Annotated in this window: 21 protein-coding genes and 1 tRNA gene; 8 read left to right on the forward strand and 14 right to left on the reverse strand. The window is 61.0% G+C overall.

The genetic code is table 11. The features are described 5' to 3' along the window. Window positions 1–236: 236 nt before the first annotated feature. The 3 genes from AC5E6N_RS13390 to AC5E6N_RS13400 are packed head-to-tail and all read right to left on the reverse strand — an operon-like array spanning window position 237 to window position 2,171. Complete coding sequence (locus tag AC5E6N_RS13390; protein WP_491748276.1) at window positions 237–554, reverse strand: c-type cytochrome; 318 nt, start codon at window positions 552–554, stop codon at window positions 237–239. Window positions 555–611: 57 nt separating this feature from the next. Beyond that, a complete protein-coding gene (locus tag AC5E6N_RS13395) occupies window positions 612–1,334 on the reverse strand; it encodes a DUF930 domain-containing protein (RefSeq protein WP_491748277.1) in 723 nt (240 codons plus the stop codon). A gap of 48 nt (window positions 1,335–1,382) precedes the next feature. Continuing rightward, window positions 1,383–2,171: an ion transporter gene (locus AC5E6N_RS13400; RefSeq protein WP_491748278.1), complete on the reverse strand. Its 789-nt coding sequence runs from the start codon at window positions 2,169–2,171 to the stop codon at window positions 1,383–1,385. Between the two features lie 123 nt (window positions 2,172–2,294). On the opposite strand from AC5E6N_RS13400, the gene AC5E6N_RS13405 reads away from it, so the two are divergent. From AC5E6N_RS13405 to AC5E6N_RS13420, 4 genes are all read left to right on the forward strand, one after another. Next, a tRNA-Gly gene (locus AC5E6N_RS13405) sits at window positions 2,295–2,368 on the forward strand. A 97-nt stretch (window positions 2,369–2,465) separates the two neighbouring features. Then, window positions 2,466–2,936, forward strand: a complete 471-nt coding sequence (locus tag AC5E6N_RS13410) for a DUF488 domain-containing protein (protein ID WP_491748279.1) — start codon at window positions 2,466–2,468, stop codon at window positions 2,934–2,936. After that, complete coding sequence (locus AC5E6N_RS13415) at window positions 2,914–3,690, forward strand: DUF8758 domain-containing protein (RefSeq protein ID WP_491748280.1); 777 nt, start codon at window positions 2,914–2,916, stop codon at window positions 3,688–3,690. The genes AC5E6N_RS13410 and AC5E6N_RS13415 overlap by 23 nt, the downstream gene beginning before the upstream one ends. 106 nt (window positions 3,691–3,796) lie before the next feature. Then, window positions 3,797–4,645: a transporter substrate-binding domain-containing protein gene (locus AC5E6N_RS13420; protein WP_491748281.1), complete on the forward strand. Its 849-nt coding sequence runs from the start codon at window positions 3,797–3,799 to the stop codon at window positions 4,643–4,645. Between the two features lie 5 nt (window positions 4,646–4,650). Here AC5E6N_RS13420 and AC5E6N_RS13425 read toward each other — a convergent pair whose 3' ends face one another. Both AC5E6N_RS13425 and AC5E6N_RS13430 read right to left on the reverse strand, forming a co-directional pair. Then, complete coding sequence (locus AC5E6N_RS13425; protein WP_491748282.1) at window positions 4,651–5,460, reverse strand: sterol desaturase family protein; 810 nt, start codon at window positions 5,458–5,460, stop codon at window positions 4,651–4,653. A 75-nt stretch (window positions 5,461–5,535) separates the two neighbouring features. After that, a complete protein-coding gene (locus tag AC5E6N_RS13430) occupies window positions 5,536–5,949 on the reverse strand; it encodes a tellurite resistance TerB family protein (RefSeq protein WP_491689173.1) in 414 nt (137 codons plus the stop codon). 319 nt (window positions 5,950–6,268) lie between these two features. Here AC5E6N_RS13430 and AC5E6N_RS13435 point away from each other — a divergent pair, with 319 nt between their 5' ends. After that, window positions 6,269–7,933 (forward strand): lysine--tRNA ligase, encoded by a 1,665-nt coding sequence (locus tag AC5E6N_RS13435; RefSeq protein WP_491748283.1) that lies wholly within the window; start codon window positions 6,269–6,271, stop codon window positions 7,931–7,933. On the opposite strand, the gene AC5E6N_RS13440 is transcribed toward AC5E6N_RS13435, so the two are convergent. The 7 genes from AC5E6N_RS13440 to AC5E6N_RS13470 form a co-directional block, all read right to left on the reverse strand. Further along, window positions 7,893–8,663: a hypothetical protein gene (locus AC5E6N_RS13440; protein WP_491748284.1), complete on the reverse strand. Its 771-nt coding sequence runs from the start codon at window positions 8,661–8,663 to the stop codon at window positions 7,893–7,895. The two genes, AC5E6N_RS13435 and AC5E6N_RS13440, sit on opposite strands and share 41 nt — an antisense overlap. Continuing rightward, a complete protein-coding gene (locus AC5E6N_RS13445; RefSeq protein ID WP_491748285.1) occupies window positions 8,663–9,295 on the reverse strand; it encodes a S24 family peptidase in 633 nt (210 codons plus the stop codon). The genes AC5E6N_RS13440 and AC5E6N_RS13445 overlap by 1 nt, the downstream gene beginning before the upstream one ends. Before the next feature lie 67 nt (window positions 9,296–9,362). Continuing rightward, a complete protein-coding gene (locus tag AC5E6N_RS13450; protein ID WP_491748286.1) occupies window positions 9,363–9,977 on the reverse strand; it encodes a 2-hydroxychromene-2-carboxylate isomerase in 615 nt (204 codons plus the stop codon). 139 nt (window positions 9,978–10,116) lie between these two features. After that, complete coding sequence (locus AC5E6N_RS13455; protein ID WP_491748287.1) at window positions 10,117–12,330, reverse strand: FAD-dependent oxidoreductase; 2,214 nt, start codon at window positions 12,328–12,330, stop codon at window positions 10,117–10,119. A 17-nt stretch (window positions 12,331–12,347) separates the two neighbouring features. Further along, the gene (locus AC5E6N_RS13460) at window positions 12,348–13,556 is read right to left on the reverse strand and encodes an acetyl-CoA C-acetyltransferase (RefSeq protein WP_491748288.1); all 1,209 of its coding nucleotides are present in this window, start codon (window positions 13,554–13,556) and stop codon (window positions 12,348–12,350) included. A gap of 14 nt (window positions 13,557–13,570) precedes the next feature. Beyond that, window positions 13,571–14,743, reverse strand: coding sequence for an acyl-CoA dehydrogenase family protein (locus AC5E6N_RS13465; protein WP_491748289.1), 1,173 nt, complete (start codon window positions 14,741–14,743; stop codon window positions 13,571–13,573). Window positions 14,744–14,833: 90 nt separating this feature from the next. Further along, complete coding sequence (locus tag AC5E6N_RS13470; RefSeq protein WP_491748290.1) at window positions 14,834–16,630, reverse strand: acyl-CoA dehydrogenase C-terminal domain-containing protein; 1,797 nt, start codon at window positions 16,628–16,630, stop codon at window positions 14,834–14,836. A 416-nt stretch (window positions 16,631–17,046) separates the two neighbouring features. Here AC5E6N_RS13470 and AC5E6N_RS13475 point away from each other — a divergent pair, with 416 nt between their 5' ends. The 3 genes from AC5E6N_RS13475 to AC5E6N_RS13485 all read left to right on the forward strand — a co-directional run bounded on the left by AC5E6N_RS13475 (window position 17,047) and on the right by AC5E6N_RS13485 (window position 22,753). Then, window positions 17,047–20,814 carry a peptidoglycan-binding protein gene (locus AC5E6N_RS13475; RefSeq protein WP_491748291.1) on the forward strand — a complete coding sequence of 1,256 codons (3,768 nt, stop codon included), beginning with the start codon at window positions 17,047–17,049 and terminating at the stop codon, window positions 20,812–20,814. A 227-nt stretch (window positions 20,815–21,041) separates the two neighbouring features. Next, window positions 21,042–21,968 (forward strand): sulfite exporter TauE/SafE family protein, encoded by a 927-nt coding sequence (locus AC5E6N_RS13480; protein ID WP_491689163.1) that lies wholly within the window; start codon window positions 21,042–21,044, stop codon window positions 21,966–21,968. Next, window positions 21,968–22,753, forward strand: a complete 786-nt coding sequence (locus AC5E6N_RS13485; protein WP_491748292.1) for a TIGR02186 family protein — start codon at window positions 21,968–21,970, stop codon at window positions 22,751–22,753. The genes AC5E6N_RS13480 and AC5E6N_RS13485 overlap by 1 nt, the downstream gene beginning before the upstream one ends. A 27-nt stretch (window positions 22,754–22,780) precedes the next feature. Here AC5E6N_RS13485 and AC5E6N_RS13490 read toward each other — a convergent pair whose 3' ends face one another. Together AC5E6N_RS13490 and AC5E6N_RS13495 are read right to left on the reverse strand one after the other, a co-directional pair. Next, complete coding sequence (locus tag AC5E6N_RS13490) at window positions 22,781–23,578, reverse strand: DJ-1/PfpI family protein (RefSeq protein ID WP_491748293.1); 798 nt, start codon at window positions 23,576–23,578, stop codon at window positions 22,781–22,783. 79 nt (window positions 23,579–23,657) lie between these two features. Beyond that, window positions 23,658–25,630 (reverse strand): TonB-dependent receptor (locus AC5E6N_RS13495; protein ID WP_491748294.1); only part of this gene is annotated, 1,973 nt, incomplete at its 5' end.

Below are 25,630 nucleotides of genomic sequence, written 5' to 3' on the forward strand. Positions count from 1 at the left end.
ATCTTTGCGGCAATTCTCGGATTGCTCGCTCAACTGCAAAGCGTACTTCTGCCGTTGATGGCTCTTGCCGCACTGAATGCGTTTGCGGCCTACCCGGCGGTAAGCATGCAGGAAGCATTGGAGCCGAAACCGGGCTGATCGACAGGCGAACCATGTTGCACCGGGCAACAGGGAAAACCGCATCCTCCCCGGCCGGCCGCATAGTCACACCGTGAAATCCTGCTGGAAGGGCGTTACTATTTCAGCTTCAGTCGTCTCTTTGCCTGGTCGGGTGCCAGCGACATCAAGAAGACGGCAATCGCGTCCGCTTCACCGGCCTCAAGCTCGATTTCCGGCATGCTTTCGATGCCTTGTGCAGCCACCACGACATCGGACAATAAAATGCCTTGTACATCCGGCCCGGAGGCGCCGGTGGCATCCTTGCCATGGCAATCGGCACATTTTTCCAGATAGACGGTCTCGCCGGATCGGATCTTGTCCGAAGGCAGGTCCAGTTCGGTGGCCAGGCTGCGGCCGGCCGCAAACGTGATGAGGAAAAAGAGGCAGAGGCGCATGAAGGCCTGTGTAACCTGTCCCCGTCTCGCAATTGTGACAGGGCGGCAAGATCGCTCCTATAATGTCGGCAGGCCGCGGCCGGCCCATGCGGACCGCGGAATGGCTGCTCCGACTTCAAAGTCAAAGGAAACGACTTTTGTTGCGTCCTCGTCGATTTCGCACCGGAATTTCAGGTCGTACCACTGGGCACCGGACCGAAACGCTCCTTTCTGCACCTGTATCAACGTTCCCTCGTCCAATCGGTAGCTGGGCAGAAGGTTGGGCCGGTAAGGCGGGAAGGAGGCAAGGAGCTGGCGACGCAGCTCCGTCGCGCACAGGTCTCCGGCACGCACACCGCGCGGGATGTCGTTCTTCGCGGTCGTCGCGACCGTACTCCCACTGTCGAGCACCGAACGCACTGTTTCGCTCGTTTCCACGGGTGTAGGCGGCTCGGCCGCTGCATCGCCATCTTCAGATTCGTCCGGGCCCGCGTCCTCCTCTCCGAACTGATAGACGGGAAGAAGTGTCCGGATGGATTGCGTATCCGTTTGGTCAACGGGGGCGGTTTCTTCCGGGTCCGGTGGTGGCGGGGTCGCTTGCGCCGACATCTGTTGTAGCGCCTCCAACAGCTCTTCCTCCGGGATAACCAGTTGAACCTGTACGATTTCCGGCTCTTCTGGATTCACCGGCAATTCTGGCAGGCCAAAAATCAGCACAGCCACAAGGGCAGCGTGCGCGAGGGCCGAAGCCGCCGCGCCCGGACTGATTTTCTGCCTGAATGTCCTGAGCTTCTGCAGCATGGCAACGGTAATATAGTGCGATGAAGGCAGAAAAAACGGCGCCGGCCGCTACGGCGTCTTTTCGGCCTTCATCGCGGCGACGTCCGCGCGCAGGGCGCGGATTTCGTTGAGGATCATTTCCTGTTCGTTCTGCAGCAATTCGCGGTCGGCCGACGCCTCCGCCTCGTGTTCGGCCTGCATGGCCGAGACGATGATGCCGATGAAGAGGTTCAGCACGGTGAAGGATGTTGTCACGATGAACGGGACGAAGAATGCCCAGGCCATCGGATAGACGTCCATGACCGGCCGGACGATGCCCATGGACCAGCTTTCCAGCGTCATGATCTGGAACAGCGAATAGGCCGAGGCCGGGATCGAGCCGAACCATTCCGGGAAGCTGGCGCCGTAAAGCTTGGTCGCCATGACCGAGAAGACATAGAAAACCAGCCCGAGCAGGAGCACGATCGAGCCCATGCCGGGCAGGGCCGCGATCAGCCCGCCGACGACGCGCCGCAGCGACGGCACCATCGAGACAAGGCGCAGGACCCTGAGGATACGCAGCGCGCGCAGGACCGAAAGACTGCCGGTCGTCGGCAGCAGGGCGATGCCGACGATGATGAAGTCGAAGATGCGCCAGGGGTCCTTGAAGAACGACAGGCGGTAGACCGCCATCTTGGCGGCGAGTTCAATCACGAAGATCCCGAGGATCGCGCGGTCCATCGTGTAAAGCAGCGTGCCGAAATGCTCCATCGCGAACGGGACCGTCTCAAGGCCAAGCGTGATGGCGTTGATGATGATAATGGCCGTGATGAACCATTCGAACGTGCGGTTTTCGATGAGGCTTTTCAGTCGCAGCATGGGGTCGGGACCGGTGATCACAATCCACCTGCACATGGCAATCGGCCAGCGCCGAGTCAAGCAGCGCTTGACAGAAAAGACGGTTGCTCCGATCTTGGGGACGAGTGCGATGCAAACGGTGCGGCGGGTATGATGTAATGGTAGCCTGCAAGCTTCCCAAGCTTGACGCGCGGGTTCGATTCCCGCTACCCGCTCCAACAAATTAAGCCTCGCGCAACGAAGAAGTTGTATTGTCAGGTTCATCAAGTCCAACTAGGCACTGTGAGATTACCTATAATTGCGATGGAGTGCAGTATGAGCGAGCTTTTGACAATAGGCTACGAAGGTTCAAACATTGCGGATTTTGTCGCCACACTAAAGAAAGCAGAAGTAAGAACGCTTATCGACGTTAGGGAGTTACCACTCTCGCGAAAAAAGGGGTTCTCGAAAAACAAACTGAAGGCTGAACTTGAAAGCGCTGGTATTTCTTATGTGCATTTCAAATATTTAGGTGATCCAAAGCCGGGTCGAGATGCGGCAAAAGCCGGTGATATAGATACATTTAGAAAGATCTTCCACCGTCATCTGAAGTCGCCCGCTGCTCAGGCTGCGATACAAGAAGCGATACCGTTTGTTATAAATGGCGGTGCATGTCTTCTTTGTTTTGAGCGTTGCCATACCAATTGTCATCGCTCTATAGTTGCAAATGAGATATTGGAGAAAACTAATTTATTGATCCGCCATATAGGGGTTCAGCCTGGACTTGCAGGAGCATTTGCAAACTAAATCAAATCAGACCGAGGCCATTATACTCATTAAGGCTGCTCCGGTGATTGGGCAGCGACATGGTGAGACGGTTTGTTGTGCAGGCATCGATTTATACGGAAACTGGCTGCGGCTATATCCGGTGTCATTTAGGGTTCTGGATGATGGCAAGAAATTCAGGAGATGGGATAGAATAAGGTTTGTATGGCGCAAACCTGATGATGATGACAGGATTGAGAGCCGGCGTGTCGACAGCCAAACTCTAGAGATTATTGGTCGGCTGCCAGACACAGAGAAGCAAGACTTCCTAGCGAGGAAAATCGTATCAAGCCTCGACAGGGAGAGGCAAGAGGGCAGAAGTCTGGCTCTGCTCAAGCCAGACATCAGAGATTTCCTTATTAAGAAAAAATCCGCAAAAAAGCTCGCTGAGCAACAAAAGAGAATTGACGCATACCACGCTCAGCGAGACTTCTTTGTCCCCAAGCCTGCTATTCCTACGCAGGCTTGTCCTTTTGAGTTTGTTTATCGATATTTTACGGATGATGGGGAAAGGGAAGGAACCTGTCAGGATTGGGAAACCGAGGCAACGTTCTTCAATTGGACAAGACGATATGGTGAACCTGAAGCTTTAAGAAAAATGGAGCAACAATTTGGCGAACTGTTGCCTCGGAGAGGATTGATGTTTGCCATGGGAACTCATTCGCGTTGGCCGGACACGTGGCTAATCAATGGACTGATTCAACTTTCAACACCAGACCAGGGATCAATGTTCTAAGTTTCGGCTCTGGAACCAAGCTGCATTGAATTTTCGCCCTTAAGCAGCCATAGACACCAGAGATCACATTGTGATTTGGCATGTCCAACGTGTGAAGGCTTGGGTAATGATCTTCGATGTCGCTAGAATTATTTTGGCGCTGGCCATAACCATCCTTGCGACAAGCTCTTGGTCACAAATCAGTGCGACCGCCTCGCCGAACTACTGGGACCCGCGCGAGCGGGTCGAGGTGCCGGACCTGTCGGCCCGCAACCGGATCCGTTTTCTGACGACGCACGATTTCCCGCCCTTCAATTTCATCGACCAGCAGGACCGGGTCTCCGGCTTCCACGTCGATCTGGCGCGCGAGATCTGCGACGAACTGGATATCGCCCAGAAGTGCCAGATCCAGGTGTTGCCGTGGAGCGAATTGTCGACCGCGATCGCCAGCGGGCAGGGCGATGCGATCATCGCCGGCGTCGGGATCAATTCGGTCAGCCGTGACGATTATCTCTTCACCCGGCCCTTCCTGAAGTTTCCGGCGCGTTTTGTCCGCTCGGACCGGGTTGAAATTGACGGCGAGGACGCTTCGGCACTCAACGGCCGCCGCGTCGGGGTGATGGCCGGGTCGGCCCATGACGCCATGCTCAGGGCCTATTTCCCGCAAATCCGCCCGGTGACCTATGAGCGCGACGAATGGATGTTCGACGGTCTGAAGACCGGAGAGATCGATGCCGTGTTCGGCGACGGCGTTCAGCTTTCCTTCTGGCTGATCAGCAATTCGGCCAATGCGTGCTGTTCCTATTTCGACGGACCGTATTTCGCGCCCACCTTCCTGGGCGAAGGCCTGTCAATCGCCGTCGGCCGCAACAGCGCCGACCTTGCCGATGCTTTCGACCATGCGCTGCTGGCGATCAGCAAGGACGGCCGCATGCGCGAGATCTATCTGCGCTATTTCCCCAACGGACTTTATTGACCGCTCTATTTGCGGAACGGCAGGATCAGCGACCAGCCGAGCCGGGTCGGCGCGTCGCCGCGATAGTCCCTCAGCCCGATATCCATGTCCTTATGGCCGAGGCGCGGCTGGGCGAAATAGGTCCTGAAGATGCGGTCCCAGAAGGGGAAATTGAAGCCGTAATTGGTGTCGGTCTCGCGCGGATCGCTGGAATGATGCACCCGGTGCATATCCGGCGTGACGAGGACCAGCCGCAGATAACGGTCGACGGTCTTCGGCAGTTTGATGTTCGAATGGTTGAACATCGCGGTGCCGTTCAAGACGATTTCGAACAGCAGCACGGCGATGGCGGGCGGACCGAGGGCGAGGATGATCAGCGCCTTCCACAGCATGGAAAGCACGATCTCCAGCGGATGAAACCGCAGCGCCGTCGTCACGTCGAAACCGGGGTCGGAATGGTGCATGCGGTGGATGCGCCACAGGATATGCCATTTGTGACTGACCACATGTTCGAGCCAGACGGCAAAATCGAGCAGCACGAAGGCGATGATGCCGGCGATGATTGGCGGTGTGCCGAGGAGGTTGAAGAGGCCGTAACCCTGTTCGTTGACCCACAGCGCCGTGCCGACGGCGGCGAGCGGAAAGATCACCCGCAGCGCCAGCGACGAGAGGATGAGGATTGAAAGGTTCGTGAACCAGCGCCGTGCCTTGACCGCGCCCATGAACTCGTCCCGCTCGAGCCGGGGGCTGGCGAGTTCGAAGACGGCCATCGACAGGAAGATGGCGCCAAAGGCGATGAGGCGCACCGTGGGTTCCGAAAGCCCGAACAGTTCCATGAGCAAACTCCCGCAATCCGCATCTCATATAGCGCGATTGGCCGCCAAGACACGGCCACCGGCTACGGGCAGCCGCTAGTGCGTGCGGTAGCGCGCCATCGCGCCGCGCTCGATGGCCGCGCAGGTCAATTTGTCGAGCGCCAGCCGGTCGCGCAGGATCTGCAGGAGCCGCAGTTCCTCCTGTTCGACGTGAAGATCGGCGGCCGCGACCTCGACGGCCAGCGAATAGGCCGTATCGTAGAGGTTGGCGGGCAGGGCGTCGTGGATGATCAGAAGCACCGTGTCGAGGCCGTCCGGCTCGCTCAGGATCGCGCCGCAATCCTTCGATACCCGGACCAGACGTTCCTCGTTGAAGTCCTGGAAGATCGGCAGCGTGCGCGTGATATTGCCGATCTGTGCGAGCTCGGCGTCGGTCATCATGCGGTCGACGGCAGACATGGTCATCATGACATAGATGAGTGCGTCCTGGATGGTAATCGGGGATGACATGCAAGGTCCTTCTTGGTCCGCGTGCAACTGATTTGCCCGCGCCTAAATTATGAAGCGGCGCGGCATTGCGCAAGTCGCTGTATAGAGGGCGGGCCGTCTGTTTTGAAGTAAAAACCGCTTGTCGCGTCCGTGAACGCGGGGCAGGTCGGGCAAACGCCTCATTGACGTTCACACGCTGTCGGCATAGGTTCCGCTGCGCTGCAGCAAACCGAGCCCGCTGCGCAGGAGACTCCGGCTATCCCTGGCAATCGAAAACAGCGCTCGCGCGGGACAGCCATCCCTTTTGACAAGCCGGTCCAAGGACCCTGAAAGTGAGACGATGAACACCACGGCCCCAACCCAGATCGATCTTGACGAAGATATGATTGCGGCGGCGGCGGAGGCAAAAGCCTGGCCGTTCGAGGAGGCGCGCAAGATCGTCAAACGCTACGAGCGGTCGGGCTATCCGGACACGGTCCTGTTCGAGACCGGATACGGGCCGTCCGGCCTGCCGCATATCGGCACGTTCGGAGAGGTCGCCCGCACCTCGATGGTCCGCCACGCCTTCCGCGTCCTGACCCGCGATATGGTCAAAACCAAGATTTTATGTTTTTCCGACGACATGGACGGTTTCCGCAAGGTGCCGACCAACCTGCCCAATCAGGAGATGCTTCAGAAATATCTCGGCATGCCGCTGACCAAGGTGCCTGATCCGTTTTCCAACGAATATCCCTCCTTCGGCGCGGCCAACAATGCCCGCCTGCGCGCCTTCCTGGACCGGTTTGGCTTCGACTACGAGTTCGTCTCTTCGACGGACTATTACACCGGCGGCCGTTTCGACGCGGCGCTGCTGCGCATGCTGGAGGTCTATGACGAGGTGATGAGGATCATCCTGCCGACATTGGGCGAGGAGCGGCGCGGAACCTATGCCCCCTTCCTGCCCGTGTGCCAGCGCACCGGCAAGGTCCTGCAGGTCCCCATGGTCTCGCGCAATGTCGACGCCGGAACAGTGACCTATGCCGATCCCGAGACCGGAGAACATGTGGAGACGCCGGTCACCGGCGGGCGCGTCAAGTGCCAGTGGAAGGCCGACTGGGCGCTGCGCTGGTTCGCGCTCGGCGTCGATTACGAGATGGCCGGCAAGGACCTTATCGACAGCGTCAACCTGTCCTCGAAAATCTGCCGGGCGCTCGGCAAGCCGGCTCCGGAGGGCTTCAACTACGAGCTCTTCCTCGACGAGAACGGCCAGAAGATCTCGAAGTCGAAGGGCAACGGCCTGACCATCGACGAATGGCTGACCTATGCGTCCGAGGAAAGTCTCGGCCTGTACATGTACCAGAAACCGAAAACGGCCAAGAAGCTCTATTTCGACGTCATCCCGAAGGCCGTGGACGAGTATTTCACATTCCTTGCGGCCTATACGAAGCAGGACTGGAAAAACCGGCTGGGCAACCCGGTGTGGCACATGCATGACGGCAATCCGCCGCGGATCGACAATCCGGTGCCGTTTGCCATGCTGCTCAATCTGGTGAGCGCGTCGAACGCGGAAAACAGCGATGTGCTGTGGGGTTTCATCTCGCGCTATGCGCCGGGCGTGACGGCGCGCTCGCACCCCAAGCTCGACGAGCTTGTCGGCTACGCGATCCGTTATTTCAACGATTTCGTCAAGCCGGCGAAGGTGTTCAGGGCGCCCGACGAGGTCGAGCGTGAGGCGCTTGCCGGGATAGATGCGAAGCTGGCCGGCCTTCCACAAGATGCCGATGGCGGCGCGATCCAGGACGCGATCCTCGATGTCGCGCGTGCCATCGAGCGCTACCAGGACCCGAAGCGCAAGGGCCCCGATGGTGGGCCGGGCGTGTCGGTCGTCTTCTTCCAGATGATCTATCAGGTGCTGCTGGGTCAGGAGCGGGGGCCGCGTTTCGGCTCCTTCGTCGCGCTTTACGGGTTGAGTGAAACCCGCGCGCTCATCGCAAAGGCACTGGCAGGGGATCTGTCGGCGGGCTGACAACGTCCGTCGACACCTCGACATTGCTGTCCGGCACGGATGACGGGCCGCGCGGGTCGTATCCGAAGATGCCCACGCCGTCCCTTTGAGCGGCCTGTTCCATCTCGGCATATTTGCTGCCCACGAATGTGCGCACCCAGCCACGGCTCGCGAGCCAGGCCGCGGGGTCCTGTTTGTCGACAAGACAGGAAACGACGATGATCTCCTTCCATCGCTCTTCCGTCAGGTTGCACGACAGAGAACGCCCGCTGATGAAGTTGCGGAACGCCGTGCGGGCGATGATCCCGCAGGGCCACAGCGCGCCGCCGGGGCTTGTGCAGGTTTCGTCCGGATCGGTGACGATAATACCCTTGAGGCGCAGGCCGCCCTCCGGAAACACAATCTCGCCGGCGGCGATCACCAGGGGCTTGTGCAACAGGGTCGGGCGCGGTCCGGTGTCCCTTTCGATCGCGAGGGTGAGCGGCTCGCGTGGCGCGATACGCTCCAGTTCCGTGGCGTTTTGTGCAAACGGCGTCGCGAACCGTTCGGGCGCGATGGAGCGCGGTGCCGCGGTTTGCGACGTTGACGCCGTCCCGCGCGGAGCATCGTCGAACCACAGCGGGCCCGACGCGTTGCGTTCCTTGCGCGCCGATGGATCGGGTGCGAAGTGATAGAGAGCCAGGGTGGCCAGGAGCACGGTCACCAGCATAACAAGCGGGCTGATGAGGCTGTTGAAGCGGGACCGCAGCATTACTGGCTGGCCCACAGGATGCGCGCGATCCAGTCGATCTCGCTGACGGCGAACTGCCGGTCGGCGTGCTCCGGATTGAGCGAGGCAAGCTCCACCGTCTCCGGCCCGTTGCGGCGCAGGATCTTGGCCATGATCTCCCCGCCGCGCGTGCGGGCCACCACCCGGTCGCCCTGGCGCACCCGCGCCTCCGGGTCGACGATCAGCGTATCGCTGTCGCGGTAGAGCGGCAGCATCGACTCGCCCTGGACCTGCAGCGCATAGGCCTGATGCGAGGCGGTTGCCGGCATGTCGACCACGTCCCAGCCATGGCCGGTCGGGAAGCCGCCATCGTCGAAATAGCCGCCGACTCCCGCTTGGGCGAAGCCGATGAGCGGGACAGTCCGTCTTTCAGGGGATGGGCTGTTGCTTTCCGCCAGGCCGGCAAAGGCGTTCAGCGTGCAGCCGGTCACGTCCAGAATACGCGATACGGATTCGGTTGATGGCCAGCGTTGCCGCCCGTCCGGGCTTAGCCGTTTTGAGCGGTTGAACGCCGTTGGGTCGAGCCCCGCGCGCCGCGCCAGCGCAGAGACGGACATGCCGTTCTGTTCGGCAAGCGTGTCGATGGCAGACCAAATCTGCGTGTGCGAGAGCATCGTCCGGCCCCAATCCGGAAGTTCCTGCCGGACTTTTTAAACCAGCCGTGACGGAAATTGAAGCGCGCTATGGCCTGTAGGGCCCGCGGCCGGTCTTGAGCGCGTGTTCGAGGAGGTCGATGCGGTCCTGACCCCAGAACACTTCTCCATTCAGAACATAGGCGGGCACGCCGATGGCGTCGGCCTTGACGGCATCTTCAGAGTTGCGGTCACGGATCGCGGCAATATCGTCGGATGCGGCACGCGTGAGGACGGCCTCGGCATCAAAACCGCAATCTGTCAGCATGCTCGCAACGGTGGCGCGGTCGGAAAGGTCGCGCTCATCGGCCCAGACGCCGGAAAAGACATTCTGCATATAGTCGGAGGGGTTCTCTCCTGCCTCGACGAGGGCGATCACCACCTGGTCGGCGAGGGAGGTATCCGTCGGCCAGAATTTCGGCTTGAGGTTGATCGGCAGGCCCCTGAATTCGGCAATGCGCTGCAATTCGATCAGCCGGTAGCGCTGGCGCACCGGCGGCCTTTGCGCCGGCGGAACCGCGCCCGAGACGGCCCATATGGTCATCAGGTTGACCGGTTTGAACGCGATCTCGGCGCCCTGGCGTGAGGCGGCATCCATCAATGCGTTGTGCCCCAGATAGGTGAACGGCGACGCACCGTAGAAATAATAGTCGACCACTGCCATATGATTTACTCCCGCTTGTCCCTTTGCCGGTCATTGTGACCGGAGCCATAGCAACTAGCACCCCGCCAGTCGCGGGAAAGAGGCAGGACAGAAAAAAGCGGGCCTCGATGGCCCGCTTTCAAACTCTGTTTCAACTCGGTCAGGCGGCTTTTCCGATACCCGCGCCGTGGCCGAACCGGCTGTAGAAACTGTCGCCCTTGGTGGCGATGTCCTTCAGCAACGGTGTCGGCTTGAAATGGTCGCCGTGGCGCGAGGCAAGATCGTCGCACATGGCCACGAAAGCCTTGGCGCCGATCCCGTCAATGTAGGAAAGGGCGCCGCCGGTATAAGGCGCGAAGCCGAAGCCGAGAATGGATCCGATATCCGCTTCGCGCGGATCGGTCACGATACCCTCTTCCACGGTCCGTGCCGCCTCAAGCGCCACGGTCACGAGGAAGCGGTTCTTCACCTCGTCCACACTGACATCGTCGGGGTCCTGCTGCGGATAGAGATCCTTCAGGCCCGGCCACAGATGCTTCTTCGCCGGCTTGGCCGGATAGTCGTAGAAGCCCTTGCCGTTCTTGCGTCCCAGCCGTCCGTGCGTGTCGACCATCGTGTCGATGAGCTGCACATGGCGCGGGTCGACGGCGTTTTCGCCGAGATCGGCGATGGTGGCGCGGTTGACCTTCTGCGACAGATCGATGGCCACCTCGTCATTGAGCGCCAGCGGTCCGACCGGCATGCCGGCCATCTTCGCGATGTTTTCGATCATGGCCGCCGGAATGCCCTCCGCCAGCATGCTGTAGGCCTCCGTCATGTAGCGCATGACGCAGCGATTGACGTAGAAGCCGCGCGTGTCGTTGACGACGATCGGCGTCTTCTTGATCGCCTGGACGTAGTCGAGCGCGACCGCCAGCGCCTTGTCGCCGGTCTTTTCTCCAAGGATGATCTCCACGAGCATCATCTTGTCGACGGGCGAGAAGAAGTGGATGCCGACAAAATCGTCCGGCCGCTTCGAATTCTCCGCCAGGCCGGTGATCGGCAGCGTCGATGTATTCGAGGCAAAGACCGCACCCGGCGCCAGAACGGCTTCCGCCGCCTCGGTCACGGTCTTCTTGATCCCGCGATCCTCGAACACGGCCTCGATCACGAGGTCGGCGCCGTCGAGCTCGGCGTAATCCGTGCTCGGCGTGATCAGGGACAAAAGCGTGTCCGCCTCGTCCTGGCCCATGCGCTTCTTCTTGATCGCGGCGGCGACAAGCTCCTGCGAATGGGTCTTGCCCTTGTCGGCGGCTTCCTGGTCACGGTCGATCAGAACGACCGGAATGCCGGCCTTGGCGGTCACATAGGCAATGCCCGCGCCCATGAAGCCGGCGCCGATGACGCCTATTTTGGAGAAGTTGGTCTTCTCGATGCCGTTAGGCCGGCGGGCGCCCTTGTTGAGCTCCTGCAGCGAGACGAACAGCGAGCGTACCATCGCATAGGCTTCCGGTGTCTGCAGGATTTCGGTGAAATAGCGCTGCTCGATGCGCAATCCGGTGTCGAACGGCACCTGCAACCCTTCATAGACGCATTTGATGATGGCAATCGCGGCCGGATAATTGGCGTAGCTCTGTTTGCGCAGATTGGCCGAAACCGCCGGCCAGAGCTGCGCGCCCTGCGGGCTCCAGATGTTGCCGCCCGGCAGTTTGAAGCCCTTTTCGTCCCACGGCTGAACCGGCTTCAGGCCGTCGCGGATCATCTGCTTTGCCGTTTCGATAAGCTGATCCGGTTCGGCGATCTCATGGATCAGGCCAAGGGCCTTGGCCCGTTTCGGGCTGAGATTCTGGCCGGTGGTCATCATCATCAGCGCATCCTGCTGATTGGTCAGACGCGGCACACGCTGCGTGCCGCCCGCGCCGGGGAAGATGCCCACCTTGACCTCGGGCAGGGCCATCTTGACGTGTTTGGCATCGGCGGCAACGCGGCCGTGACAGGCCAGCGACATCTCGAACGCGCCGCCCATGCATACGCCGTTGATGGCCGACACCCACGGCTTGCCGCAGGTTTCCAGCTTGCGGAAGAGGCCCGTCATCAGGCCGACCTGATCGAACAGCGCCTGTGCCACGCCGTCCGGGTTCTTCTCCCGCTCCTCCTGGATACGCTCGAAGACGGCATTCATCATGGTCAGGTCCGCACCGCCGGAGAAGGTGGATTTGCCCGATGTGATGACCGCGCCCTTGATGGCTTGGTCATTGGTCACCTCGTCGACGATGGTATCGAGTTCGGCCAGGACCTCCCGGGTGAAGACGTTCATGGTCTTCCCGGTCATGTCCCAGGTGATCAGCGCAATGCCGTCGGCGTCGGTCCCGATGGTGAAATTCTGGTAGCTCATCTGGTCAGTCCCCGTCCTTAAACGCGCTCGATGATGGTGGCGGTGCCCATGCCCGCGCCGATGCACAGCGTCACGAGCGCCGTGTTGAGATCGCGGCGCTCCAGTTCGTCGAGCACCGTGCCGAGGATCATCGCTCCGGTGGCGCCGAGCGGATGGCCCATGGCGATGGCGCCGCCATTGACGTTGATCTTGTCGTGCGGGATGTCGAGGGCCTGCATGTAGCGAAGCACCACGGATGCAAACGCCTCGTTGAGCTCGAAAAGATCGATGTCGTCGCGCGTCATGCCGGCGCGGTTGAGCAGCTTGCGCGTCACATCAACCGGTCCGGTCAGCATCAGCGCCGGGTCGGAGCCGATATTGGAGAAGGCGCGGATTTTCGCGCGCGGCTTAAGACCCATCTTCTTGCCGCCCTCGGCCGAGCCCATCAGGACCGCCGCGGCGCCGTCGACGATGCCCGAGGAGTTGCCGGCGTGATGGACGTGGTTGACCATCTCGACATCGGGATGCGCCTGCACGGCCACGGCGTCGAAACCGCCCATCTCACCCATGATCTCGAAGGAGGCATTGAGCGAGGCAAGGCTCTGCATGTCCGTGCCGGGGCGCATATGTTCGTCGTGATCGAGGATGGTCAGGCCGTTCTGATCCTTCACCGGAACGATGGCGTTCTTGAAGTAGCCCTTTTCCCAGGCATGGGCGGCGCGCTTCTGGCTCTCGACCGAATAGGCGTCCACATCGTCGCGGGAAAACCCGTACTTTGTGGCGATCAGGTCGGCCGAAACGCCCTGCGGCATGAAGTAGGACGGCAGGTTGACGGACGGGTCCATGAACCATGCGCCGCCCGACATGCCGATGCCGACGCGGGACATGGATTCGACGCCGCCGGTAATGACGATATCGTCCGCGCCCTGTCCGATCTTCGCCGCGCCCATATTCACCGCATCGAGCCCGGATGCACAAAAGCGGTTGATCTGCATGCCCGGCGCTTCGGTCGCATAGCCCGCTTCGAAGATCGAGGCACGGGCGATATCGCCGCCGGCTTCCATGACGGGATCGACGCAGCCGAAGACGACGTCATCGACCGTTGAGGTGTCGAGTTCGTTGCGGTCGCGGATTGCTTCGAGAACCCTGGCGCCGAGGCGCGCGGAAGGAACCTCGTGCAGGCTGCCGTCCTTTTTTCCGCGCCCCCGCGGGGTGCGCACATGATCATAGATAAAGGCATCAGCCATGGTCGTGGTCTCCTTCAAAGGCTCCGTGCGATGAGCAGTTTCATGATTTCGTTGGTGCCGCCGTAGATCCGCTGCACGCGGGCATCGCGGAACATGCGGGCGATGGGATATTCGTTCATGTAGCCGTATCCGCCATGCAGTTGCAGGCACTCGTCCATGACCTTGCACTGCAGATCCGTCAGCAGGTATTTCGCCATCGATGCGGTGGTCGGCGTGAGCGCTCCGGCAAGGTGCTGCTCGACGCAGTGATTGACGAAGACCCGCGCCATCGTGGCTTCCGATTTCAGTTCGGCAAGCTTGAACCGCGTGTTCTGGAAATCGAGCACGGATTTGCCGAACGCCTTGCGCTCACGGACATAATCGATCGTCAGCGTCAGGGCGCGTTCGATCATGGCGATCGCCTGGTTGGCGATCAGCAGCCGCTCCTGCGGCAGTTCCTTCATGAGCTGGACGAAACCCTGGCCCTCCTCGGGGCCGATCAGGTTCGATGTCGGAATGCGCACATTGTTGAAAAAGAGCTCCGACGTATCGTTTGCCTTGAGGCCGATCTTGTCCAGGTTGCGGCCGCGCTCGAAGCCCTCCACCGCGTCGGTCTCGATCACCATCAGCGACGTGCCCTTGGCGCCGGCGGCCGGATCCGTCTTTGTCACTACAATGATCAGATTGGCATTCTGACCGTTGGTTATGAAGGTTTTGGATCCGTTGACGACGTAATGGTTGCCGTCCTTTTTTGCGGTTGTCTTGATGCCCTGAAGGTCCGAGCCGGCGCCCGGTTCCGTCATCGCGATGGCGCCGATCAGTTCGCCCGTCGCAAGGCGCGGCAGCCAGCGCCGCTTTTGCTCTTCCGAGCCGTGATGAAGAATGTAAGGGGCGACGATGGCATTGTGCAGGGCAATGCCGAAACCGTCGACACCGGCATGGCTGATCGCTTCCGCGATGACGGCCTCATGGGCATAGCTTCCGCCGGCTCCGCCAAATTCCTCCGGCATGGAGGCGCACAAGAGGCCAGCGGCCCCGGCCTTTTCCCAGGCGCCGCGCTCGACGACTTCCTCTTTTTCGTAGCGCTCGTATTGCGGCACGATCTCGCTATCCATGAACCGGTTCGCCATGTCCTGCAGCATCGACAGGTCGTCGCTCATCCAGTCCGGCGTCGGAACCTCGAGGACCTGTGAGGGCGGGGTGTTCATGAAATATCCTCCCGGAAAAGGACCGGCATGCGCCGGACCCTTTATTCTCAAAATGTGGGGCGGACTTGCGGCGTCACAAGCCCCCGGCGCTTAAAATGCCTCGGCGCTCAGTGCCATGACCGCTTCCGAGCCTGCTTCGATGCGCTGACGGCGCAGTGCGGTTTCCGGCAGCATCCGCTCAAAAAAGAAACGGGCCGTGGTCAGCTTGTCTTCCAGATATGCGGCATCGTCCCCGGCGCCGTTGGCGAGCTTTTCCTGTGCGACCTTGACCATCTGCGCCCACATATAGCCGAGCGCCACCAGACCGAAGAGATGCATGTAATCGGTGGAGCCGGCGCCTGCATTGTCCGGATTGGACATGCCGTTCTGCATGAACCACATGGTCGAGGCCTGCAGGTCGTTGAGCCCCTTCTTCAAGGCCTGCGTGACCGGGGCCATCTTCTCGTCGTTGCGGTGTTCCTCGCAGAAGTCGCCGACCTCCTTGAAATAGGCCATCACCGCGCGGCCGTTGTTGGCGCCGAGTTTGCGGCCCACCAGATCAAGCGCCTGGATGCCGTTGGCGCCCTCATAGATCATGGCGATGCGCGCATCGCGCACATACTGGCTCATGCCCCATTCCTCGATATAGCCATGGCCGCCGAACATCTGCTGGGCGGCCACGGCATTGTCGAACCCGCGGTCGGTCAGCACGCCCTTCAGGATCGGCGTCATCAGGCCGAGCACGTCGTCGGCTGCCTGCCGGTCGTCTTCAGTATCGGACCGGTGTTTGAGATCGGAACGCAGCGCCGTCCACAGCACCAGCGCCCGGCTTGCTTCGTTGAAGGCCCTGTTGGTCATCAGCGTGCGCCGCACATCCGGGTGGACGATGATCGGGTCCGCCTTCTTCTCCGGCTCCTTGGCGCCCGTCAGCGCGCGGCCCTGAACGCGTTCGCGCGCATAATCGGCGGCGTTCTGGGTGGCGATCTCGGACTGGCAGAGCCCCTGAAGGCCGACGCCGAGACGGGCTTCGTTCATCATCACGAACATCGCCGCAAGACCCTTGTGCTCCTTGCCGATGAGATAGCCGGTCGCCTCGTCGTAGTTCATCACGCAGGTGGCGTTGCCGTGAATGCCCATCTTTTCCTCGATCGATCCGCAGGACACGCCGTTCGGATCGGTGACGTTGCCGGCGTCATCGACCTTGAGTTTCGGAACGATGAAGAGCGAGATGCCCTTGACGCCCTCCGGCGCACCCTCGATGCGGGCGAGCACCAGGTGGATGATATTGTCCGACATGTCGTGTTCGCCGGCCGAGATGAAGATCTTCTGGCCGCTGATCTTGTAGCTGCCGTCGTCCTGCGGGACGGCCTTCGTGCGCAGCAGGCCGAGATCGGTTCCGCAATGCGGCTCCGTCAGGTTCATCGTGCCCGTCCACGACCCCTCGATCATCTTCGGCAGCCACTTGGCCTTCTGCTCGTCGCTGCCATGTTCGGTGATCGCGGCGATGGCGCCTTGGGTCAGTCCGGGATACATCATCAGCGCCATATTGGCCGAGGACAGATATTCGCCGATGGCCGTATGCAGCACCAGCGGCAGGCCCTGGCCGCCATAGTCCGGATCGGCCGAAAGGCCCATCCAGCCGCCTTCGCGGTACTGGTCGAATGCGTCCTTGAAACCCTTCGGTGTCGTCACCGATCCGTCGTCGTGGCGCACGCAGCCTTCCTGGTCTCCGACCTGGTTGAGCGGCAGCAGAACCTCCTGCGCAAATTTCGATCCCTCATGCAGGATCGCCTCGACCACATCCGGCGTGGCATCGGAGAAACCGGGCAGGTTGTTGTAACGCTCGTAACCGAGCACATCGTTGAGAATGAACAGCGTGTCTTTAACGGGGGCCTGGTAGCTTGGCATGGGCTCTCTCGTCTGGTCCAAGGGTTCCGGAGGGTGGTTGACGTCCTATACAATTAATTGACGTTTGCGTAAACGTCAAAATTTTATCCGATAGACCTTTTCTGGCAGATGAATCGAGCTGTGTCATGGCGCACATGATCCGCATTTCCGGTGGGCCGGGACGCCGGCGGCCGCAAAGTGCTTCGTTTGGCCGCCGCTTCACGAAGGTAAATAAACTGCAAAAATCCGACACGGGTTAACGGGTTGTTTACCACGTTTCTGGAAGGTGCGCTTAGCGGCGGTTAATCCCGATTCCCCTGTTTTTCGTTCATGACGGATTGCCATTCGCATTGGGTCTGTCGGTCCTGGTGACCATCATGACCCCGCATGCGGCCGGAGAAGGGAACAACCGTGCTTTATTCGATGCGGACAAAAAGATGAGCAGATCGAGACCTCCGAAAAACTGGCATGACGCCCGGCAAAATTCCTCCGTCGACGTATTGAACCAGTCAATCGCCGATCTTGAGGCGCGCATAGAGGCGCTGAACCACCGCAACAGGCATCACAACCGCAGGCAGGAGGCGCCCCCGCGGCCGACTGAGCGGGACGTCTGGCAGCGCCAGGCGGAACGGATGCGTCAACCGGTGCGTCAGCCCATGCCTCAGCGGGAGCAGTCCGGCTACCATGACGACGGCGGACAAAGAGCCGCGGCGAGCGCCGTGTCCCGTGAAACCGGAAACGCCATGCGGGAAATCGCCGACGCGCTGGTGACCCTGCGCAACGACATGCGCCGCGACGTCGACGAGATCAAATCCATGACCGGCTCGGCCGCAATGCCCGGCGAAGTGCGCGAAGACCTTGCGCGGCTCGCCGACCAGATCGCGGCCTTCGAGAGCGCCAGGCCCGGCCAGGACGCGCAGATCCTGCATCGCGAGCTCGACGAGCTGCGCGCCATGATCAACGAGATGGCGCGCGAAGACAGCATGCGCCGGCTTGAAAATCGCTGGGACGGGTTCGAGGAACGCATTGCCGATCTCGATACCGCGGCCGTCCGCGAGGAACTGATCACCCTGGCCTACCGTCTGGACGATATCAAATCATCAATCGGCCAGTTGCCTTCGGCCCTGCCGCTGCATGCGCTTGAAGACAAGATCAAGATGCTCGTCAACGCCATTGACGCCATGGCGCGCCAGCCGGCCGCGGCAGACCCGGAAGTGGCTCGTCAGTTTGCTTTGCTTGACGACAGGCTCGATGAGATCAGCCGCGCCATCGTCGCCACGCAGTCTGCCCAGGCCAACAGCGTCGATCAGGAGATCGTCGAACGCCTTGAAAGCCGGATGGACGCGCTTGTCGAGCGCATCGGCGAGATCGGCCAGTCCAACCAGACGCAGATCGGCAGGACAAGCCAGGCCCACAATGAGATGTCGGAGCGCATGGAAGCCCTGACACGGCGGGTCGAGGAACTGGCCCATGAAGAGGCCATCGCCGCCGTGGGCGAACGGCTGGACAATCTCACGCACACGCTGGTCCAGCAGTTTTCCAACACCGACCCGCACCTCATCGCGCAGCTTGATGAGCTGTCGCGCAAGGTCGATTCGATCGATGTCGAGGGCGTCAACGCACAGCTTGCCGCCCAGCTCAACGACCTGACGCTGCGCATCGACAACATCAATTCGGACCTGACGGCCACCAACGGCAATCAGGACATGCTCTACAGCCGTATCGAAGAGCTCGCCAACCGGGTCGAACACAACGTCAGGCGCGCGCCGGTTGTCGACTTCACGCCGATCGAGATGCGCCTGGCGGATCTGGCGGCGCGGCTTGAGGAAAGCCAGTCGCCGAACTATGTCAGCGACGATGCGATCCGAAACCTGGAAGACCAGGTCTCGGGCCTTTCGCAGATTCTGAACAATCCCGATACGGAAGGCGAGACGGCCGCCGTGCTTGAGCCGCGGCTCGCCGCCATCGAGGATCATCTGTCGGCGAGCCGCGCGAAGGATGAAGACCTGATCATCGAGACCGCGCGTCAGGCCGCCGAGACCGCCGTTGCCAATTTCCAGCACAGCGGCGCGCCCGCCGCCGATATGGCGGCCATTGAATCGCTTGTCGCCGACCTGCGTTCGCTTGAGGATCTGAGCCGCCGCAGCGAAGAGCGCAGCTCGCGGACGATTGACGCCGTTCATGACACGCTTCTCAAGATCGCCGGGCGTCTCGAGCGGCTTGAGGAAACGGCACAGCATCACGCGCCGCCTCCTTCCATGCCCGCGCATGACGCGATGCATGACGGCTTCGGCCACGAGGAGCTTCCTGTCGCGCCGCCGCTGCAAACGGCATCTGCCGTCTACCCGCCAGTGGGCCGCGACCCGGCATCGGACGACCTCCATGCCCATGAGCCGTTTGTCGAACCGCCGCTCGAAGCCGATGACGATCTGCTGCCCGGCGGACCTCAGAACCGTCGCGGCAAGTCGCTGCTTTCCGGTCTTAAAGACCGCATGAAGCGCGGCTCCAGCGCGGACACGGCGGCGGACCGGCTCAATCATGAGCTGCAGCACATCGAACCTGCGCCGTCCATCGATCCGGTCGCCGATATTCCCGTGGAACACAACGGGGACGACGGCGCAGCCGATCGGGTTCTGGAACTGGAACCGGAAGGTCAGATGGATCCGGAGACCGCCAATATGCCGCTTGAGCCCGGCTCCGGCGCGCCGGATATCAAGCGCATCATGGCCAAGGTCCGCGAAGCGCAGACCCTTGCCGGTCAGGAAGGCGCCTATTCGGCCGAATGGGAAAACGCCAGGAGCGATAAGGCCGACTTCATCGCCGCCGCGCGCCGGGCGGCCCGTGCCGCGGCCACCGAAGCGGCCGATATCGGTGACGGCGCCGATGTTGCCGACGGGAAGCGCAAATCCGGCAAACGCCTCGCGAGCTTGGCCCGCAAACCCATCCTGATGGCGGCCGCCGCGGTTCTGCTTGCTGTCATTTCCTACCCGCTGCTTTCCGGAATCATTGCCGGCGACGGCAAGGACGTCAGCAGTTCGGCCGTCGACAAGCCGGCGGTGGTCGAGCCGGTGAAGGAACCTGTCACCGAGCCGGTGGCCGCAGTGACGCCTGATCTTCCCAAGGTCGAGGTGATCAACAAGGAAAGCGTCAGAGTGATCGATCCCGACCCTGTTCCGGCGATGGACAGCGATGCATTGATGTCGGCCCCGCAGAGCCTGTCGGCGGACAACGGCATCCAGGCGACATCGAGCTTCCAGCCGTCCTCACCGGCTCCCGAAGAGGTGGCTTCCGTGGCCGCCGACGCGACTGAAACGGTCGTCGATGAGCCGGCATCCGGGTCGGCGCCGATTGCCCTGCCGCCTGCATCCACGGGACCTCTTGCTCTCAGGGAGGCTGCAGCCGCCGGCGATGCGCTGGCGCTTTTCGAGATCGGCGCCCGCTATACCGAGGGCCGGGGGGTTCCAACCGATCTTGGCGAAGCAGCCAAATGGTACGCGCTGTCCGCGGACCGCGGCTTTGCGCCGGCCCAGTACCGTCTTGCGAATTTCTATGAGAAGGGCACCGGTGTCGAGCGCGACCTTGAGGTCGCAACGACCTGGTATGGCAAGGCCGCCGAACAGGGCAATGCCAGTGCGATGCACAACCTCGCCGTCCTCAGCGCCATCGGTCGCAATGGCGAACCGGACTATGCCTCGGCCGGGGAATGGTTCACCAAGGCTGCCGATCTTGGCGTCAAGGACAGCCAGTTCAACCTGGCGATCCTCCATGCACGCGGCACCGGCGTGCCGCAGGACCTTGAAGAAACCTACAAATGGTTTGCCATCGCCGCGAAGTCCGGCGACAAGGATGCCGCCAACAAGCGCGATGAAGTCGCCAATGCCCTGCGGCCGGAGCAGCTTGAGAGCGCGCGTGCGAAAGTCGAGCTCTGGAAAGCCGCGCCGCTGGTCGAGAGCGCCAATGTCGTCGTGATCCCGCCGGAATGGCGCGGTTCCGAGACCCGCACCGCCTCGGTTGATATGACCAAGGCTGTCAAGAACATCCAGGCGATCCTCACCAAGAACGGCTTCGACACCGGAGGCGTCGACGGGATCATGGGAGACCGCACCGTCAGCGCCATAAAGGCGTTCCAGGAATCGGTCGGACTTGAGCCGACCGGCGAGGTGGACGATGCCTTGGTCAAGGAACTGATCTCCCGCAACAACTGACGCCCCGGCCTTAACCAAAACCACAGAGGGACCGCTCGTCCACTGGACCGGGCGGTCCGTTCGTTTTAGGGTCTGGCGAGACTATGGACCGGCTCAATCTGGCCATAAAAAACAGACGCTTCTGGTCCGGCCACGGCAATTGACTCGGGTGGGCATAAAGCGCATGACAGGACGGGGTGCGCGTCGCACCCGTTCAAACAAATCGGGATGCGCCACTTCGGCCTGACATGAGCATATATCTGCCCATAGCGGAACTGTCCGTAAACGCTTTTATCATTCTCGGAATGGGCGCTGCGGTGGGGTTCCTCTCGGGCATGTTCGGCGTCGGCGGCGGCTTCCTGATCACGCCGCTGCTGATCTTCTACAATATCCCGCCGGCGGTTGCCGTCGCGACCGGCGCCAACCAGGTCGTTGCCTCTTCCTTTTCCGGCGCTCTTTCCCATTTCCGCCGCGGCACGCTCGACGTCAAGCTGGGAACCATGCTCCTGATCGGCGGCCTCGCGGGCGCCTCGGTCGGCATATATCTCTTCACGCTCTTGCGAAGTCTGGGGCAGCTCGATCTCATCATTTCGCTGTTTTACGTGACGTTCCTGGGAATCATCGGCAGCCTGATGCTGATCGAAAGCATCAACTCGCTGCGCCGGGCGGCGGCGAACCAGCCCGTATCCCTGCGCAAGCCCGGTCAGCACAACTGGGTTCACCGGCTGCCTTTCAAGATGCGCTTCAAGCGCTCGAAGATATATCTGAGCGTCATTCCGGTGATCGTGCTCGGTTTCGGGGTCGGTGTGCTCACCTCCATCATGGGCGTCGGCGGCGGTTTCATCATGGTTCCCGCCATGATCTACCTGCTGCGCATTCCCACCAATGTCGTCATCGGAACCTCGCTGTTTCAGATCATCTTCGTGACCGCCTTTACCACCATCGTCCAGGCGACCACCAACCAGTCGGTCGATGTGTTCCTGGCGGGGTTGCTGATGATTGCCGGCGTCATCGGCGCACAATATGGCGTGCGTGTCGGTCAGAAACTGCGCGGCGAACAGCTGCGCGCGCTTCTGGCGCTTCTGGTCCTCGCCGTCGGCGTGCGCCTGGCGCTCGATCTCATCATCGAGCCTGATGAACTCTACTCGGTCTCGATCATCAAGGACGGTCTGTGATGGCTGGGATCGTCCGCATAACGCTCTGGGCGCTTGCGCTGCTGGCTTTCGCCGGCAGCCAGGCCTCGCGTGCCGAGGACGAGCAGCTGGAAATCGGCATCTCGACCAACGAAATCGCCATCACATCGGATTTCGCCGGCGCCGACCTGACGGTTTTCGGCGCCCTCGACAATGCCGACGATCTGCTGCTGCAGCTCGGGCGCTACGATATCATCGTCGCCCTGGAGGGACCGGCCCGGGAAACCGTGGTGCGCAAGAAAGACCGGGTCTTCGGCATCTGGATCAACCGCTATTCGATGAATTTCGAGCCGGCTCCGGCCTCATACTCCATCTCCAGCACCCTGCCGATCAACCGCATTGCCAGGGAAATCGAGTTGAGCGGTCAGACGATCGGCATCGAGCACATTCACCTTTCGCCGGCCGGCAATGTCGGGGATGCGACGCGCGTGCCGGAATTCAGGGAGGCGCTTCTGCGCCTGCGTGTCGAGGACGGGCTCTATCAGAGCGAGCCGGTCGGGGTGGAATTCGTCAGCTCCAGCCTGTTCCGGGCCACCATTCGCCTGCCGGCGAATATTCCGGTCGGCGAACACAAGCTGCGCGCCTTCCTGTTCAAGAACAATGAATTCGTGATGGAGCGGCAACTGCGCATGCGTGTCGTCAAGACGGGCATCGAGCAGTTCATCTTCGAACTGGCGCAGAACCACTCCTTCGTCTACGGCCTGTTGGCCGTGGCGCTCGCCATGCTGACCGGCTGGCTGGGCAGCGTGATCTTCCGCAAGGATTAGCATCGGACGATCATATTGAACGATGCTCTAGAAACGGCCGGCGGCTTTTCTGGCGGCTTGTTCAGCGGCAAGGATGCCTGGCTGCCTGCGCGCCAACACTGCCTCGACATGGCTCTTGTCCGCCCGTGCCGGTGTTCCTCCGCTGAAGGGAGGCTGCGGGTCGTATTCCAGGGTAAGCATCATTTTGCGGACCCAGTCTTCGCCCTTGATACGGGCTGCCAGCGTAAGGGCGAAATCAAGACCCGCTGTAATGCCGGCACCGGTGATGACAGGGCCGTCCTCAACCACCCGCTCGTCGACGGGCTTCGCGCCGAGGATCGGCAGCAGGTTGCGCACATACCAGTGGCTGGTCGCATGGCGGCCCCTGAGCAGGCCGGCGGCCCCCAAAATCAGCGAGCCGGTGCAAACCGAACTGACGTAATCGACATTGCCCGACATATCTTGCAGGAACGATATTGTTTCATGATCTTCCATGACCGCCGCGGTGCCCTTCAGGCCGCCGGGGACGAAGAGTACATGGCCGTCCCGGGGGCAATCGGCGAAGTCGTAAATCGCGGTGAGCGGTATTCCCACATCCGTCGGCACCGGCAATCTGTTCTTCCCGACCAGCCGGGTTTCCCCCATTGTGAGTTTGAATACGGTCATCGGACCGACAAGGTCCTCCAGAACCATATCGGGGTAAATGAGCATATTGTATATCGGCCTTTTCACCGCGGGGCGCGGCGATGGCGTGCCGGCGGGGTTTGTCGCATATGCGGTGCCGGAGCCGAGCCCGGCGGCGAAAGCGGACAGCAGCAGTCTGGTGTTGAAGTCGCGTCGTTTCATAGGTCACATCACAAAAGACAGAGGGAAAGACAGAGCCGATCCGACTTGTGTGCGGTTCGGCTCGCGTGCGGTTTGCGTGTCAGAACGAGAATTTGGTCGACAAAAGGAATGTTCGCGGTGCTCCGCGCGAAATTCCGGTGACTTGTCCATCCGAGGCCGATGCCCAGTAATCGGTGTCAAGAACGTTCTCGACGCCTAACCGCACGACCACCGGATCGCCCTGCGGCCTTTCAAAACTGTAGGCCAGACCCAGGTCCAGGCGGGTCCAACCAGGGAGTTCCTGGGTGTTCGCGGCATTTGCATATTGGGAAGCGGTGTGAATGATACGGCCCGAGGCCATTAAACCCGGCACCTTGGGAATATCGATTTGCGCTCCAAGAGAGATCCGGTAGTCCGGGACGCCGATGGCTTTCTTGCCATCGAGTGCGCCGCCTTCGGTTTTGGTCATAACCGCGTCGATGAAGGCGACGCCACCCAGAATGCGCAGCCCGTCGAGCGGTTCTCCCGCCACATTGAGTTCCAGTCCCCGATTGCGTTGCTCGCCATCGACGGAAAAAACATTGGTGTTAACATCGGTGATACCGTTTGGTCGGGTGATCTGGAATGCCGCAAGCGAGACCATCCAGTTGCCAAAGTCGTATCGAGTTCCGGCCTCGATTTGGCGTGATACCGCCGGTGCAAAGACTTCGCCGGCGTTAGCCGTTCCCGCGGGTGCGGTATCGCCTCTTTCGAGACCTTCCATGTAGTTGCCGTAGAACGAGAGACCATCCCATGGCTTGACGACGAGCCCGACTGCCGGGGTGAATGCACTTTTATCGTAAGAACTGCGTAACGCACCCGTCGTGCCGAAGTAGTTTTTGGTATTGATCCGCTGGAATCGTCCGCCAGCCATAAGCTGAAAACGTTCGTCCCAGATGCTGATCGTGTCGGTCAGCGCCAGACTTGAAAAGCGATTGTCGCTCGTCTGATGAAGGTCGTCCAGAGGAACTACGCCGCTGGTGTCGGGCTCCGGTACGACGACCGGATCATAGATGCTGGACGGCGTTCTTCCGGGCAGAACATTAAAGCCAACCTTTGCGTCCTGGTCCCAGACCAGAGCGGCGAGAGCGAGATCATGGCGAATGGGGCCCGTGTGAACGTTACCCCTCAACCCCGTTTCCGCGACCTTGTGCGTGCCGCTGGCGGGAAATGTGCGGCCTGATACGGTAAAGTCGCCGTTCGATTGCAAATTTATCGGAGCTGCAAAGAGGTTATTGGTTTCGGTCGTGCTGATGCCCGCCCGGGCAAAGGCTGTCCAGTTGTCGCTGATATCAAGCTCCGCACCCAGGAGCGCAAACTTGTCCTCCGTTTCGAACCAGGCCCAGGGCTGGGACATGCTCGATGAGGCATCAGGCGCGCTCGGAACTGTTGCTCCACGGGCCAGCCTGAAGACCCATTCAGGCGCGTCGATACGCTGTTTTTGCCAGCCGGAATCAAAGTTGAGGCGAAATCGCTCGCCGCGGTAGTCAAGGGCCACGATCGCAGCGCCCAAGGTTTCCGACTGGTCGTCAATCGTCAAATCTCCCCCGCTGACGGAGATGTTGGTTCTGAGCCCCCACGCGCCGCCTTCGCCGGAACGCCGTCCATAGTCCAGATGGGTGCCGAAATTGGCGTTTGATTCATAGGTGAGCGTTACGTCCGTAATCGGGTCTTCAAGCGCCCGTTTCGGAACGACATTGATGCTGCCGCCAACCGTCGCACCCGTCGGGACGCCGTTAAGAAAAGTGTCAGGCCCTTTCAGAACTTCGATGCGCTCGGCATTCTGCGGCAAGACGCGCTGCTTGGGAAGTATGCCCGGCAGGCCGTTGAAGGTCATGTTGTAGGTAAAGAAGTCAAAGCCGCGTATCCGCATAACGTCCCGATAGCTCGCGCGCGGGAATGTAATGGTGACTGAAGGGTCGGCGACAACGACGTCCGATACTGTCCGTGCCTGTTTTTCTTCCGCCATCTCGGCAGTATAGCCGACTGCGCTGAATGGAAGGTCGCTATAGTGGCGATTGCCCAGAAATCCGG

This window comes from Hoeflea sp. (assembly GCF_984452065.1).